This window comes from Streptomyces zagrosensis, assembly GCF_014203645.1.
Taxonomy (GTDB): Bacteria; Actinomycetota; Actinomycetes; order Streptomycetales; family Streptomycetaceae; genus Streptomyces; species Streptomyces zagrosensis.
Window position 1 is genome coordinate 47,445 of sequence record NZ_JACHJL010000006.1, and the last position, 14,729, is coordinate 62,173.

Consider the following 14,729-nt stretch of genomic DNA (forward strand, 5'->3'; position numbering starts at 1 on the left):
GGAGAGCAGGGAACCCAGATGGCGGAGCTCACGATCCGGCCGGAGGAGATCCGGGACGCACTGGAGAACTTTGTCCAGGCGTACACGCCGGACGCGGCCTCGCGCGAGGAGGTCGGTACGGTCAGCGCTGCCGGCGACGGCATCGCGAAGGTCGAGGGACTGCCCTCGGCCATGGCGAACGAGCTGCTGAAGTTCGAGGACGGCACCCTTGGTCTCGCCCTCAACCTTGAGGAGCGCGAGATCGGTACGGTCGTCCTCGGCGAGTTCAGCGGCATCGAGGAGGGCCAGCCGGTCACACGCACCGGCGAGGTGCTCTCCGTCGCTGTTGGCGAGGGCTACCTGGGTCGCGTTGTCGATCCGCTCGGCGCCCCGATCGACGGCCTCGGTGAGATCGAGACCGAAAGCCGCCGCGCCCTGGAGCTACAGGCTCCCGGCGTCATGGTGCGTAAGTCGGTGCACGAGCCGATGCAGACCGGCCTCAAGGCCGTTGACGCGATGACCCCGATCGGCCGCGGTCAGCGTCAGCTCATCATCGGCGACCGGCAGACCGGCAAGACCGCCCTGGCCGTTGACACGATCATCAACCAGCGCGACAACTGGCGTTCCGGCGACCCGAAGAAGCAGGTTCGCTGCATCTACGTCGCCATCGGCCAAAAGGGCTCCACCATCGCCGGCGTGCGCGGCGCGCTGGAGGAGGCGGGCGCGCTGGAGTACACGACCATCGTCGCCGCTCCGGCCTCGGACCCGGCGGGCTTCAAGTACCTCGCCCCGTACACCGGCTCGGCCATCGGCCAGCACTGGATGTACCAGGGCAAGCACGTCCTGATCGTCTTCGATGACCTCTCGAAGCAGGCCGACGCCTACCGCGCCGTGTCCCTGCTGCTGCGCCGCCCGCCGGGCCGTGAGGCCTACCCGGGCGACGTCTTCTACCTGCACTCGCGGCTCCTTGAGCGTTGCGCCAAGCTCTCCGACGCCCTCGGCGCCGGCTCCATGACCGGTCTGCCGATCGTGGAGACCAAGGCCAACGACGTGTCGGCGTTCATTCCGACCAACGTCATCTCCATCACCGACGGCCAGTGCTTCTTGGAGTCCGACCTGTTCAACGCGGGCCAGCGCCCGGCGCTGAACGTCGGTATCTCGGTCTCCCGAGTCGGTGGCTCCGCTCAGCACAAGGCCATGCGGCAGGTCTCCGGCCGACTGCGCGTGGACCTCGCCCAGTACCGTGAGCTGGAGGCGTTCGCCGCCTTCGGTTCCGACCTGGACGCGGCCTCCAAGGCATCGCTTGAGCGCGGTAAGCGCATGGTCGAGCTGCTGAAGCAGGGCCAGTACGCCCCGTACTCCACCGAGGACCAGGTCGTCTCCATCTGGGCCGGTACGTCCGGCAAGATGGACGACGTGCCGGTTGAGGACATTCGCCGCTTCGAGCGCGAGCTCCTTGACCACCTGCACCGTGAGCGCAAGGACCTGCTGGTGTCGATCCGCGAAGGCGGAAAGATGTCGGACGACACGCTCCAGGCCATGGCCGAGGCCATCGCGTCCTTCAAGCGGCAGTTCGAGACCTCGGACGGCAAGCTGCTGGGTGAGGGCTGAGCATGGGCGCCCAGGTACGGGTATACAAGCGCCGCATCAAGTCCGTCACGGCCACCAAGAAGATCACCAAGGCGATGGAGATGATCTCTGCGTCGCGGATCGTGAAGGCGCAGCGGAAGGTCGCAGCGTCCTCGCCGTACGCGAACGAGCTCACTCGCGCGGTGACAGCGGTGGCCACCGGGTCCAACACCAAGCACCCGCTGACCACCGAGATGGAGCGCCCGTCGCGGGCCGCCGTGCTGCTCATCACGAGCGACCGCGGTCTGGCCGGCGGCTACTCCTCCAACGCCATCAAGGCGGCCGAGCAGCTCACCAAGCGGCTCACCGCCGAGGGCAAGGAGGTCCTTCCGTACATCGTCGGTCGTAAGGGTGTCGCCTACTACAACTTCCGCGGCCGTACGGTCACGGAATCCTGGACGGGCTTCACGGACGATCCGACGTACGCGGACGCCAAGGCAGTCGCGGCCCCGCTGATTGCGGCCGTGAGCCAGGAAACGGCCGAGGGCGGTGTGGATGAACTGCACATCATCTTCACCGAGTTCGTGTCGATGATGACGCAGACGGCGATCGACAAGCGGCTGCTGCCGCTGAGCATCGACGAAGCGAAAGCGCACGCGGAGACGACGGGCGCGGCCAAGGACCAGATTCTGCCGCTGTTCGACTTCGAGCCCTCGGCTGAGGACGTCCTCGACGCCCTGCTGCCGCGGTACGTCGAGAGTCGGATCTACAACGCGCTGCTACAGTCGGCCGCTTCCAAGCACGCCGCCACGCGGCGCGCGATGAAGTCGGCGACCGACAACGCGCAAGACCTCATCAAGTCGCTCACGCGGCTTGCCAATGCGGCCCGCCAGGCCGACATCACCCAGGAAATCAGCGAGATCGTCGGTGGCGCCAGCGCCCTGGCCGACGCGACCGCGGGGAGTGACTGATATGACCACCACTGTTGAGCCGACCGCTCCTGCCGGCGTGGCCACCGGCCGTGTCGCGCGGGTCATCGGCCCGGTTGTCGACGTGGAGTTCCCCGTCGATGCGATGCCGGAGATCTACAACGCGCTGACCGTCGAGGTGGCTGACCCGGCCGAGGACGGCAAGCTCAAGAAGCTGACCCTTGAGGTCGCCCAGCACCTGGGCGATGGCATGGTCCGTGCGATCTCCATGCAGCCGACCGATGGTCTGGTGCGCCAGGCCTCGGTCACCAACACCGGCAACGGCATCACCGTGCCGGTCGGGGACATCACCAAGGGCAAGGTGTTCAACACCCTTGGCGAGATCCTCAACGACTCCGAGGCCGAGGCTCAGGTCACCGAGCGCTGGCCGATCCACCGCCAGGCCCCGGCCTTCGACCAGCTTGAGTCGAAGACCGAGATGTTCGAGACCGGCCTGAAGGTCGTTGACCTGCTGACCCCGTACGTCAAGGGCGGCAAGATCGGTCTGTTCGGCGGTGCGGGCGTCGGCAAGACCGTCCTCATCCAGGAAATGATCATGCGTGTGGCCAAGCTGCACGAGGGCGTTTCCGTGTTCGCCGGTGTCGGCGAGCGCACCCGTGAGGGCAACGACCTCATCGACGAGATGACTGAGTCGGGCGTGCTGGAGAAGACCGCGCTGGTCTTCGGCCAGATGGACGAGCCCCCGGGCACCCGGCTGCGCGTCGCGCTGGCCGGCCTGACCATGGCCGAGTACTTCCGCGACGTCCAGAAGCAGGACGTGCTGTTCTTCATCGACAACATCTTCCGCTTCACGCAGGCCGGTTCCGAGGTCTCCACACTGCTCGGGCGCATGCCGTCCGCGGTGGGTTACCAGCCGAACCTGGCGGACGAGATGGGCCTCCTCCAGGAGCGCATCACCTCGACCCGTGGTCACTCCATCACCTCGATGCAGGCGATCTACGTCCCCGCCGACGACCTGACCGACCCGGCTCCGGCGACCACCTTCGCGCACCTCGACGCGACGACGGTGCTCTCCCGCCCGATCTCGGAGAAGGGCATCTACCCGGCGGTGGACCCGCTGGACTCGACGTCCCGCATCCTGGACCCGCGTTACATCACGCAGGAGCACTACGACTGCGCGTCCCGCGTCAAGGGGATCTTGCAGAAGTACAAGGACTTGCAGGACATCATCGCGATCCTGGGTATCGACGAGCTCGGCGAGGAGGACAAGCTCACCGTCCACCGCGCCCGTCGTATCGAGCGCTTCCTGTCGCAGAACACCCACGCGGCGAAGCAGTTCACCGGACTCGACGGCTCGGACGTCTCGCTGGACGAGTCGATCAGCGCGTTCAACTCGATCGCCGACGGTGAGTACGACCACTACCCCGAGCAGGCGTTCTTCATGTGCGGTGGCCTGGATGACCTGAAGTCGAAGGCCAAGGAGCTGGGCGTCGCCTGACGTCTGATTGTGTCGGGAGGGGCGGGTGCGTCCCGCCCCTCCCGTTACGCCCACTAGAATCCGACCCAACATCCGGCGTACCTGCCGGGTGACGACCCGAGGAGCCACGTTGGCTGCTGAGCTGCACGTCGAGCTGGTCGCTGCGGACCGGAGTGTTTGGTCCGGCGCGGCCACCTTGGTCATCGCGCGCACCACATCGGGTGACATCGGCGTCATGCCCGGCCACCAGCCGCTGCTCGGTGTGCTGGAGTCGGGCCCGGTGACCATCCGTACGAGCGAGGGCGGGACGGTGATCGTCGCGGTGCACGACGGGTTCATCTCGTTCGCCGATAACAAGCTGTCGCTGCTCGCGGAGATCGCAGAGCTGTCCGACGAGATTGATGTACAGCGCGCCGAGCGTGCGTTGGAGCGGGCCAAGGCGGAGGCGGACGCCGCCGCCGCGCTGCGCGCCGACGTTCGACTGCGCGCAGCGGCAGGCGCGCACTGAGCCAGTCACTGATACGTACGATCCTCAGCCGCGGACCCCGCTGGAGCTCCATCCAGCGGCCCGCGGCTGAGGCGATGCAGGTGCGGGTTGTCCTGATGAGGCGAGGAGGTCGGTGAAGATGGTCCTCGCTCTGCTTGTCAGCGGCGTGGTGGTCGTACTCGTGCTGCTGGGGCTCTTCGTCTTCGGGCTGCGCAGACGATTGATCCAGCGATCTGGCGGGACCTTCGACTGTAGCCTGCGCTGGGACGTGCCCGCCCGGACTGACAGCGATGCCATGAACGCCGCCGCTGCGGCCTCCGCCGCCGGGGGCCCGCGGGTGGATGCGGGCGAGCCGAGCGGTAAGGGCTGGGTGTACGGCGTCGCCCGCTACAGCGGCGACCGGGTGGAGTGGTTCCGCGTCTTCTCGTACGCGCCCCGCCCTCGCCGGCTGCTCGAACGCTCGGCCATCGAGGTCATCGCCCGCCGTACCCCGCAGGGCGAGGAGGAGCTGGCGCTGCTGTCGGACGCGGTAGTGCTGGCCTGCCGCCACCAGGGAACCCGCCTTGAGCTCGCCATGGGCGAGGACGCCCTGACAGGCTTCCTGGCCTGGCTCGAAGCCGCACCACCGGGACAACGAGTCAATGTGGCCTAAGTAAGAGGTGTGTCGTTGTTTGGGGGTGCCCCCAGCGGTAGCTGGGCTGGGGTGGGGGTACCTCCCAGCGGTAGCTGGGGGACAATGTGGCCTAAGTAAGGGGTGTGCCGTCGTTGTCGGATGAGGGGATCATCCAGTACGGCCGCGGCTGCGGGGAGCGCCACACCGGACCGTCGCCGATGCTGGTGCTCAAGGCGGTGATGTAGGGCCAGCGCCTGGTGCTGAGCGGCGGTCGTTGCTCTGGTCACTGTGACGCCGAGAGCGGCGCTGTGTGGTGAGTCCTTCAGGGGGCAGTGCCCGGAGCGTGGGGTGAGCATGGCCAGCTCGTAGGGTTTGTCTGGTTTGTTCGTTAGTTGCAGAATCTGCACACGGGTCTGTTCATCGGTGAGCGATGCAGGGGCACCCGCACGTCGTTGCCCATGAAAGGGGTACGACGTGATCGCGGTCGCTATCTTCCTCCTGCCCGGCCTGGCGCTGCTGTTGTTCATCACCACGCGCCTGGAAGACGGGCTTGATGACACCGCCAAGCCCGCCCGGCACGCCCGTCGGCCTCAGCTCCGCCTGATCCGCGGCGAGAAGAGCGAGGTACCTTCCGGCACATCACTCCCGGCGGAGGAACCGCAGGGCCGGAGGACTGCCTGAACTGCCAGCACTCCGGCCCTCGCTCGGTCTAGCCACCAGCTCGGTCTAGCCACCAGGGAAAATCTGCCCGCACTTCGCGCGGCGCCCGGTAGCAGTATGCCGACGCGGCGCGGTGTGGCGGTGCGGTGTCGTGGTCGGGCATCTTGCTGCGCCTGGGTGCGCAGACCGGCCGCCGGCACCCCCGCTGAGCGCACCGGACGCCAGCGCTGAGCGCACCGGGCGCCAGGCCGACTGCCTGGTGCGCCACCTCGGGCCCGGAGAACGCACGCTCTTCCTTACTTGTGCTTGCTTGTGCTTGCTTGGTCTTACTTGTTCTTGCGGCGCAGCAGCACATAGGCCACCAGCACCGCCGCACCGGCGGCGAACAGCGCGGTGCGGTTGTTCCGCACGGGCTCGGGCGCCTGGTGCTGCCACATCTGCTCGGCCTGCTCAGTCTTCGCCTTGACCTGCTCGGCGGCCAGGGCCGCTTTCTCCTTGACCGGCTCGGGCAGCTTCTCCTGAAGCACCTGGGCGGCCTCGGACGCTTTCGCCTTGGCCTGTCCACCCAGCTCGGCGGCCTTTGCGGTCGTCTGTTCCTTCAGCTGGGCCGCCTTCTCCTGGGCGCGGGCCTTGACGTCGGCTTTCTCGGCGAGTGCCTGAACGGTGTTACTGAGTTCCTGGCGGGTCTGCTCCACCTGCTCCCGCAGGTTGTCGGGGCTGGCGGCGGCGGACTTGTCGTCGGAGGACTGGGTCATCGCTTGGCACTCTCCTTGATCTCGGCCACATCGGCCCTCACGCTGTCGATGGTTCGTTCAGGTGCGGGCGGCGCGGCTCGGCTGACGTGCTTCTTTCCGCTTATGGCCATGACCGCGGCAATCACACCCAACGCCACGGTGACAATCAGCGCAGCCGCCCACACCGGCAGCGGCACCGCCAACGCCGCGATCACGGTTGCGACCAGTGCCTGAAGCGCGAGGAAGCCAACCAGGCCGGCGCCGCCAAACAGGCCGCCGCCCTTGCCGTAGTGCTTGCCCTTCTCCTTCATCTCCGCTTGCGCAAGCCGCATCTCACCGCGCACCAGCTCCGTCAGCTGCTGCGAAGCGCGCTGTACCAACTCTCCTACCGGTTCTTCCCCGAAGCCGTGTGTGCTCCGGCCGGACCCGTTGGGGTACGGCTGCGTACTCGACACAGCGATCACCGCCTTCACCCGTCTCGTGCGTGTGCCGGCCGGGCACGCACTGATGCCCGGCCATCTGGTGAGGGCGAGTACCCCGAACTGGCCAAAGGCTGCCACGTAGGAAGGAATCGCTGCGATGAGTTTGGCGCCTCGTCAGCGTGGCCAGCTGTTGGCGCTTGCCGGGCGTGCGGGTCCGGGAATGACGAGGACCGGGGAGTCGGCGGGCGGTGCCGACTCCCCGGTCCAGCTTTCTGGGGTTTGCGTTGCTGGTGGGCGACCTCAGCTGACAGCTGCTGGGCCGCCCCGGCGGGTCGCTGGTGCGGCCTGCCGTGGTGGTGGGTTAGCGCAGGCCGCTGTTGATGGCCGTCATCAGCTCACCGTTGCTGGTGTCCCCGCTGAACTCCCAGAAGAACGAGCCACCGAGCTTCTGGTTCTTCACGTAGGACATCTTTCCGTTGATGGTGGCCGGGGTGTCGTAGCTCCACCACTGGTTGCCGCAGTGGGCGTACGCCGTACCACCCACGGTGCCGTTGGCCGGGCAGCGGTCCTTGAGGTCCTTGTAGTCCTCGATGCCCTGCTCGTACTTGCCAGGGGCCGGACCGGTCGCGGTGCCGCCCGGCTCCTTTTGGGTGACGCCCGTCCAGCCGCGGCCGTAGAAGCCGATGCCGAGCAGCAGCTTCTTCGCCGGTATGCCCTTGCCCTTGAGCTTTTGGATCGCCGCGTCGGAGTTGAAGCCCTCACGCGGGACGCCCTGGTAGGAGGTGAGCGGGGAGTGCGGGGCGGTGGGGCCCTTTGCGTCCCAGGCGCCGAAGAAGTCGTACGTCATGACGTTGTACCAGTCGGCGTGCTGCGCCGCTCCGGCGTAGTCCGCGACATCGAGCTTGCCGCCGTTCGAGCCGTCGGCGCTGATCGCGGCGGTCACGAGGTTGGACGAGCCGAAGCGGGCCCGCATCGCCTTCATCATGTCGGTGACCGTGTTCGGACCGCTGGTGTCGCAGGTCAGACCGCAGGCGTTGGGGTACTCCCAGTCCAGGTCGATGCCATCGAAGACATCGGCCCAGCGCGGGTCCTCGACCAGCTTGTAGCAGGAGTCGGCGAACGCGGTCGGGTTCTTCACCGCGTCACCGAAGCCGCCGGACCAGGTCCAGCCGCCGAAGGACCACAGCACCTTGATGTTCGGGTACTTCTGCTTGAGCTTGCGGAGCTGGTTGAAGTTGCCGCGCAGCGGCTGGTCCCAGGTGTCGGCCTTGCCATCGACGCTCTGGTCGGCGCCGTATGACTTGTCGTAGTCGGCGTAGCTGTCACCGATGGTGCACTTGCCGCCCTGGACGTTGCCGAACGCGTAGTTGATGTGCGTGATCTTCTCGGCGGAGCCGGAGGTCACCAGGTTCTTGACGTGGTAGTTGCGCTGGTAGACGCCCCAGTTGGTGAAGTAACCCAGCTTCACCGCGTCGCCGACCGGCTCGCCGCTGCCACCGGTGGTGCGCACGGTGCGCGCCGCGCTGGCCGGGCCGACCTGGCCGCCGGTGTCGCGGGCCTTGACCGTGTACGAGTAGTCGGTGCCCGCGGTCAGCCCGGTGTCGGTGTAGCTGGTGCCGGTGACGGTGGCGACGGTGGTGCCGCTGCGCACGACGTCGTAGTTCTTGATGCCCTTGTCGTCGGTTGCCGCGGTCCAGCTGAGCTTCACCGATGTGTCGGTGATGTCGCTCGATGCCGGGGTGCCGGGGGCGCTGGGCGGGGTGTCGCCCGGCTGCGTACCGCCGTCACAGGAGCCGCCGTTGAGCTTACAGCCGGTGGGGGCGTTGCCGGTGCCGGTGCCGTTGAAGCCGAAGGTGATGCTTGCGCCGGGGGCCAGGGTGCCGTTCCAGCTCAGGTTCTTGGCCGTGTAGTGGCCGCTCGTCCCGGAGATGGTGGCGTCCCAGCCGGAGCCAACCGTGGTCCCCGTGGGGAAGTCCCACTCCACGGTCCAGCTGCTCAACGTGGTGTCACCGGTGTTTTTGACGGTCCAACGGCCCTCGAAGCCGCTGCCCCAGTCGGACGCCTTGGTGTAGGTGGCGGTCGCGGACTCGGCGGCCTGGGCGGGAGAGGCGAGGCCAACGAGTGCGGCGAGGGGGAGGATCAATGCGACGAGCGCCGCGGTAGTTCTGTGCCGGGTATGCCGGATGCGTCCGACGATTCCTGATCTCACAGCAGGGGCTCCTGAATACTCGGGTCCGGATGTGTGGGGTCCGGAAATCGGGCTGAGATCTCTTCGCGAAACGTGCGCCGCCCGGTAAGCCGTCATTGTCATGACACGCTCACCAAAGATGTGATGGGAGCGTAAGGAGGTCTGGACCATTGGGTCAATAGGTCTGGACCAAAGTGAGAGTCGGTTGGCGGGGAATTCCGGTTACGTTCAAGGCCGCGGAGCGGTGACCCGCAACTCCCGCGCCAGCATCGCGGCCTGCACTCGGCTGCGTAGTTCCAGCTTGGCCAACAACCTGCTGACGTGGGTCTTCACCGTTGCTTCGGCCATCGTCAAACGGTCCGCGATCTCCGCGTTGGACTGCCCATCGCCCAGACAGCCGAGCACCTCGCGCTCACGTCGGGTCAGTGCGTCGAGCACCGAGTCATCGGGGGCGTCCGCGGCCCCGGGGGGCTGCACGCGGCCGAACTCCCGGATCAGCCGCCGGGTCACCGCGGGCGCGATCAGGCCCTCACCACGGGCCACCGTCCGTACCGCCGCGAGCAGTTCGCCCGCTTCGCTGTCCTTGAGGAGAAACCCCGCCGCGCCGGCGCGCAGCGCGCCGAAGACATAGTCATCGAGGTCGAAGGTGGTCAGCACGAGCACATCGGCCCATCCATTGGTGACGATCTCGCGGGTGGCCGAGACGCCGTCCAGGCGCGGCATCTGTACATCCATCACCACCACATCCGGCCGCAACTCGCGAGCCATGGTTACGGCCAACTCGCCGTCGCCCGCCTCACCGACCACCCGAAGGTCGGGCGCTGACCGCAGGATGAGCACGAGGCCGGCCCGTACGGAGGACTGATCCTCGGCAACCAGGACCCGGATCGGAGTGGCGGCGCCGGGGAGGCCGTCATCGCTGGGCATGGCGGCGGTGTTGGGAGGCGAGACGGAGACGTCCTTGGCCGGCGCGTCCGCGGTGGCAGTGTTCGGGGCGGGTGTGTTCGGGGCGGAGGTGTTCGTCGTGCGGGCGCCCGCTGTGGGCGTGTTCGTGGAGCGGGCGTGCGTGGTGCGGGCGTGCGTGGTGGGGGCGTTGCTCGGCGGTCGGGACGTGTCGTGCCCGGGGGTTGGGTGGGTCATCCTCGTGTCTCCTCGTCCACCGGCAGTACGGCCCGTACTCGCCAGATCTTGTCCTGCCCAGCCGTCTGTGGGCCCGCCTCGAAGGTGCCGCCGAGCAGCGCGGCGCGCTCCCGCATGCCGACAAGACCAGCGCCCGAGCCCGGCGCGCGCGGGCCGTCGCGGTCGCCGAGTGCGCTGCTCACCTCGATGTACAGGGGGCCCGGCGCCGTACGGCTCAGCCGTACGCGTACCTCGCCCGGGCCCGCGTGCTTGAGAGCGTTCGTCAGCGCCTCCTGAACGATGCGGTACGCGGCGAGCTCCACCGGCGCGGGCAGCGCATGTGCCGCACCGTCGCCTTCCTCGTTCAGCTCGAACCGCAGCCCGTTGTCCTCGCCGGTCCGCCCGGCCCTGGTGATCAGTGCCTGGAGGCCATCGAGGGTGGGCGCCACGGCGGGCTCCGTCTCTCCGGTGGCGTCACGGAGTAGCCCGATGAGGCGACGCATTTCGGCCAGCCCCTGAACGCTGTTCTCGCGGATGACGCCCAGTGCGTCGTTGGCCGCCTTCGGGTCGCCCAGTGAGAGGGCGGCGGTGGAATGGATGGCGATCGCGGACAGATGCCCCGCGACCATGTCGTGCAGTTCGCGGGCCATTCGGGCGCGCTCACTCGTGATGGCCTCTCTACGGTCCAACTCGGCCAGCAGCGCGGTGCGCTCGGCCTCAAGGCGCGCCGCCTGCGCCACCTCTCGATGGTTGCGGATGATCGTGCCCGTCCACGCCGGGACGATGGTGATCATCGCGGTGGCGAAGCCGAGCAGCAGCGCGGCCGGATCGCGGTAGATCACCAGGGTGGCGACCGTGATCAGGGCGGTGATCAGGTGGCACCCGTGCGGGATGCGGCGGGCCGCGCGGGGTGATCCGTACAGCACGGCCGCGTACACCAGGTCCGAGTACATCAGCACCGTGGTCACCAGGGTGCCGGTGAGCACGTCGAGCGCGAGAGCGCCGGTGGCGATGGCGAGGCCGGTCTGCGGAGCCGTACGCCGCAGCAGTTCGGCACCGGACATGATGACGAGCGCCACCAGCGACAGCCAGTTCGGCAGCCCGGACGAGGCGGGGCTGTTGTGCAGTCCGAGCCCCCACAGCACGCCGCCGCCCAGCAGCCCGCTCGCGCTGATCAGCACGTCGTCCTGGTGCGGGCGGAGCGGAGGCGAGCGGAACGGCATGCCCCCATCACAGCATGGGCGCGGAGCGCAGACGTCCGCTGGCGGGCGGGCGTGCGGGGCTGCGCGGTACATCAAAGGATGCAGCGCTGATTCGTCATCGGTGACGACGCGGGGCGGCTGGCGCCGGGCCAGGCTGGAAGAGATGTCAGGGAATGGTGCCATCGAGGGCCCCACCCACTCACCCACAACCTCACCCCCACCACCGACTCACCCCCACCACCGACTCACCCCCACCACCGACTCACCCCCACCCACTCACCACACGCGCACCCAGCCACGACCACACGAACCGAGCGGGAGAGATGCCGTGATCGTCGCCATGATCGTCATTGCCGAGGTGGGCTTTTGGGTGCTGCTGGCCGGTGGTCTGTGCCTGCGGTATCCGCTGCGGCGACCGCGGGCAGGAGCCATCGTGTTGATGTGCGAGCCGCTGCTCGAACTGGTGCTGCTGATCGTCACCGTCATCGATCTGCGCAACGGGGCGACTGCCAGCACCAAGCATGGGTTGGCGGCCGTGTACATCGGGTTCTCGGTCGCGTACGGCCGCTACCTGGTCACGTGGGCGGACGGGCACTTCGCCCACCGCTTCGCGGGCGGCCCGCGGCCGTCGAAGCCGCCGAAGTACGGGATGGCGCGGGCCGCGCACGAGTGGAAGATGTGGGGGCGTACGGCGCTGGCCGCGGCGATCGCCGCCGGGCTGCTCCAGGTCGCCATCTGGTACGTGGATGACGCGGACCGCACGGCGGCGCTGCGGAACTGGCAGTCGCCGATGGCTGTGGTGACCGGCATCTGGCTGGTGGTCGCGCTGTCGTACACGGTGTGGCCGAAAGAAAACCCCTCGGGTCAGGGCAACTGCCCCACGGGATCAAAGAGCCGTACTCCGGGTGCGATGAGTCTCATTGGTCGTGGCGAGGGTGTGGTGCGCACGGAGCGACCCGCACGAGTGGGGGAGCGGCCACCGGACGCGGACCGCTCTTGACGGCGTCGGGCTCGGGCCAGTCCCGGTAGACGGTGGATACCGCCCACCGGGAACAGGCGATGGCCATCGTGCGTCAGCGTTCGCCGCCCGGGACCCACAGGACGTCGCCGGTTTCCTTGTTCGCGGATCGCGCCAGGATGAACAGCAGGTCGGAGAGGCGGTTGAGGTAGGTCGCGGTGAGCGCGTTCATGCTGCCGCCGTCCTCGCTCGCGGCGTGTTCCTCCAGCGCCGCCCAGGTGGACCGCTCCGCACGCCGTACGACGGTGCATGCCTGGTGCAGCAGGGCCGCACCAGGAGTGCCGCCCGGCAAGATGAAGCTCCGCAGCTTCTCCAGGTCGGCCAGAAACGTGTCGCAATCCGCCTCCAACTGGTCGATGTAGGACTGCTCGACCCGCAGCGGCGGAAACTCCGGGTTTTCGATCACCGGGGTGCACAGGTCAGCGCCCACGTCGAAGAGGTCGTTCTGTACGCGTACGAGCACGCGTACCACCTCGTCGGGTAGCGAACCGAGCGCGATGGCGACGCCAATCGCGGCGTTCGCCTCATTCGCGTCGGCGTACGCCGCGATGCGGACATCGGTCTTGGCGGTACGGCTCATGTCGCCGAGCGCCGTCGTGCCCTTGTCACCGGTTCGGGTGTAGATGCGCGTCAGATTGACCATGCCCTGAGCGTAGCCACCGGTCAGGCTCCCGCGGACTTGAACACCCGGGTGCCGATGGTCACGGCGAGGGCCGATAGCGCGCCGCCCATCAGCACCCCGTACAGCATCTCCGTGCTGGCGTAGTCGCCGACGAACGCCGCCCGCACCGCGTCCACCAGGTAGCGGAACGGGATGAAGTGGGAGAGCACGTCCAGCCAGGTCGGAGCCAGCGCCATGGGCAGCATCAGGCCGGACAGCAGCATCGCCGGCATGGTCAGCGCGTTGACCGTGGGTCCGAACTCCTGCGGCGTGGAGACCTTCAGGGCCAGCGCGTAGGACAGGGAGGCGAGCGACACGGTGAGTACGGCGACGAAGGCGAAGCCGATGAAGACACCGGCGACCGGCGCCCGCAGCCCCATCACCAGCGCGGCCAGGATCAGCAGCACGGCCTGGAAGACGAACAGCGCCGCGTCCCGCAGCACCCGGCCGAGCAGCAGCGCCAGCCGGCTGACGGGGGTCACTCGCATCCGCTCCACCACTCCGTTTTGCTGTTCGATGATGACCGCGAAGCCGGAGTACGAGGCCCCGAAGAGGCCGAGTTGAAGGAGCAGCCCGGGCACGAGCAGTTGCCAGGAGTCCCCCTTGGAGCCCAGGGGCAGATCGGTGAGCAGCGGCCCGAAGAAGAGCAGGTACAGCAGCGGCATCAGCGTCCCGAACAGCATCTGGAACCGGGAGTTCAGGGTCTGGCGTGCGTACCGCCCGAAGATCAGCGCGGTGTCGGAGAAGAAGGCAGGCAGGGTGGTGGACACGGCAAGGGACTCCTAGCAGTCCGGGGACGGGGCGAGGCGGGTAGTGATGGTGCGAGTGCTGGTTGCGGCGTGACACCTGGTCACACGGTGACGGGGGCCGGGGAAGCGCCGCCCAGGTTGTCGGGGGCGAGGCCGCGTCCGGTGATGGCCAAGAACGCGTCCTGTAGCGACGCCTCGGGCGAGCCCGCGTAGCGGCGCTTGAGTTCGCGTGGGGTGCCCTCGGCCGCGACCACGCCGCCATCGACGATGATCAGTCGGTCGGCGAGTGCGTCGGCCTCATCGAGGTAGTGCGTGGTGAGGAAGACCGTGGTGCCGTGCTCCGTGCGCACCCGGCGCACCAGGTCCCACAGGTCCGCGCGGCTGCCGGGATCAAGGCCCGTGGTCGGCTCGTCCAGGAAGAGGATCTCGGGCCGGTGGGTGAGCCCCATCGCGATGTCGAGCCGCCGCCGCTGCCCACCGGAGAGCGCGAACGGCTTGCGGTCGAGCAGTTCGGACAGGCCGAGGTCGGCCGCCAACTCGATGGTCCGCGTTGCTGCTTGGGCCTTGGGCAACCGGTAGAGCCGGCCCTGGGTGACGAGTTCTTCGCGGACCGTGAGCTGGGGGTCTACGCCGCCGGACTGGGCAACGTAACCGCTCTTGCGCCGTACGCCTGCCGGATCGCGGAACAGGTCGCACCCCGCGACGGTGGCGGCTCCGCCGGTGGGTGGCAGCAGCGTGGTGAGCATGCGCAGCGTGGTGGTTTTTCCGGCGCCGTTGGGGCCGAGGAAGCCGACGATCTCGCCGGGTTGCACGGTCAGATCGATGCCTCGCACGGCCTCGACGGGGCCCTGCTTGGTCGTGAAGGTCCGGGCGAGGCCGATCGTGCTGATGATTGCCACGCCCACAGAAAAACAGAGTCTCT

Annotated in this window: 15 protein-coding genes; 7 read left to right on the top strand and 8 right to left on the bottom strand. The window is 68.1% G+C overall.

Annotated features, from left to right (window positions below; genetic code table 11):
• Positions 1-18 precede the first annotated feature (18 nt).
• The 6 genes from atpA to FHS42_RS13480 all read left to right on the top strand — a co-directional run bounded on the left by atpA (position 19) and on the right by FHS42_RS13480 (position 5,735).
• A complete protein-coding gene (gene atpA / locus FHS42_RS13455) occupies positions 19-1,590 on the top strand; it encodes a F0F1 ATP synthase subunit alpha (protein WP_184572436.1) in 1,572 nt (523 codons plus the stop codon).
• A gap of 2 nt (positions 1,591-1,592) precedes the next feature.
• Positions 1,593-2,519: a F0F1 ATP synthase subunit gamma gene (locus FHS42_RS13460; RefSeq protein ID WP_184572437.1), complete on the top strand. Its 927-nt coding sequence runs from the start codon at positions 1,593-1,595 to the stop codon at positions 2,517-2,519.
• 1 nt (position 2,520) lies between these two features.
• Positions 2,521-3,975: a F0F1 ATP synthase subunit beta gene (gene atpD / locus FHS42_RS13465; protein WP_184572438.1), complete on the top strand. Its 1,455-nt coding sequence runs from the start codon at positions 2,521-2,523 to the stop codon at positions 3,973-3,975.
• Positions 3,976-4,084: 109 nt separating this feature from the next.
• Positions 4,085-4,462: a F0F1 ATP synthase subunit epsilon gene (locus FHS42_RS13470; RefSeq protein ID WP_184572439.1), complete on the top strand. Its 378-nt coding sequence runs from the start codon at positions 4,085-4,087 to the stop codon at positions 4,460-4,462.
• Positions 4,463-4,580: 118 nt separating this feature from the next.
• Entirely contained in the window at positions 4,581-5,093 is a 513-nt protein-coding gene (locus tag FHS42_RS13475; RefSeq protein WP_184572440.1) for a DUF2550 domain-containing protein, read from the top strand.
• Positions 5,094-5,528: 435 nt separating this feature from the next.
• Positions 5,529-5,735, top strand: coding sequence for a hypothetical protein (locus tag FHS42_RS13480; RefSeq protein WP_184572441.1), 207 nt, complete (start codon positions 5,529-5,531; stop codon positions 5,733-5,735).
• A gap of 305 nt (positions 5,736-6,040) precedes the next feature.
• Here FHS42_RS13480 and FHS42_RS13485 read toward each other — a convergent pair whose 3' ends face one another.
• The 5 genes from FHS42_RS13485 to FHS42_RS13505 form a co-directional block, all read right to left on the bottom strand.
• Positions 6,041-6,469: a DUF3618 domain-containing protein gene (locus FHS42_RS13485; protein WP_184572442.1), complete on the bottom strand. Its 429-nt coding sequence runs from the start codon at positions 6,467-6,469 to the stop codon at positions 6,041-6,043.
• Complete coding sequence (locus tag FHS42_RS13490; RefSeq protein WP_184572443.1) at positions 6,466-6,912, bottom strand: phage holin family protein; 447 nt, start codon at positions 6,910-6,912, stop codon at positions 6,466-6,468. Before FHS42_RS13490 ends, FHS42_RS13485 begins: the two co-directional genes overlap by 4 nt.
• A 319-nt stretch (positions 6,913-7,231) precedes the next feature.
• Positions 7,232-9,079, bottom strand: a complete 1,848-nt coding sequence (locus FHS42_RS13495) for a glycosyl hydrolase family 18 protein (protein WP_376772583.1) — start codon at positions 9,077-9,079, stop codon at positions 7,232-7,234.
• 207 nt (positions 9,080-9,286) lie between these two features.
• A complete protein-coding gene (locus FHS42_RS13500) occupies positions 9,287-9,985 on the bottom strand; it encodes a response regulator (RefSeq protein ID WP_184572667.1) in 699 nt (232 codons plus the stop codon).
• Between the two features lie 209 nt (positions 9,986-10,194).
• The gene (locus FHS42_RS13505; RefSeq protein ID WP_184572444.1) at positions 10,195-11,400 is read right to left on the bottom strand and encodes a sensor histidine kinase; all 1,206 of its coding nucleotides are present in this window, start codon (positions 11,398-11,400) and stop codon (positions 10,195-10,197) included.
• A gap of 307 nt (positions 11,401-11,707) precedes the next feature.
• Between FHS42_RS13505 and FHS42_RS13510 the strand changes: the two genes are divergently transcribed.
• Complete coding sequence (locus FHS42_RS13510; RefSeq protein WP_312866858.1) at positions 11,708-12,379, top strand: hypothetical protein; 672 nt, start codon at positions 11,708-11,710, stop codon at positions 12,377-12,379.
• A 73-nt stretch (positions 12,380-12,452) separates the two neighbouring features.
• Here FHS42_RS13510 and FHS42_RS13515 read toward each other — a convergent pair whose 3' ends face one another.
• From FHS42_RS13515 to FHS42_RS13525, 3 genes are all read right to left on the bottom strand, one after another.
• Positions 12,453-13,040 (bottom strand): cob(I)yrinic acid a,c-diamide adenosyltransferase, encoded by a 588-nt coding sequence (locus tag FHS42_RS13515; protein ID WP_184572445.1) that lies wholly within the window; start codon positions 13,038-13,040, stop codon positions 12,453-12,455.
• A gap of 20 nt (positions 13,041-13,060) precedes the next feature.
• Positions 13,061-13,828: an ABC transporter permease gene (locus tag FHS42_RS13520; RefSeq protein ID WP_312866859.1), complete on the bottom strand. Its 768-nt coding sequence runs from the start codon at positions 13,826-13,828 to the stop codon at positions 13,061-13,063.
• A gap of 80 nt (positions 13,829-13,908) precedes the next feature.
• Complete coding sequence (locus FHS42_RS13525; protein WP_184572446.1) at positions 13,909-14,706, bottom strand: ABC transporter ATP-binding protein; 798 nt, start codon at positions 14,704-14,706, stop codon at positions 13,909-13,911.
• Positions 14,707-14,729: the final 23 nt, after the last annotated feature.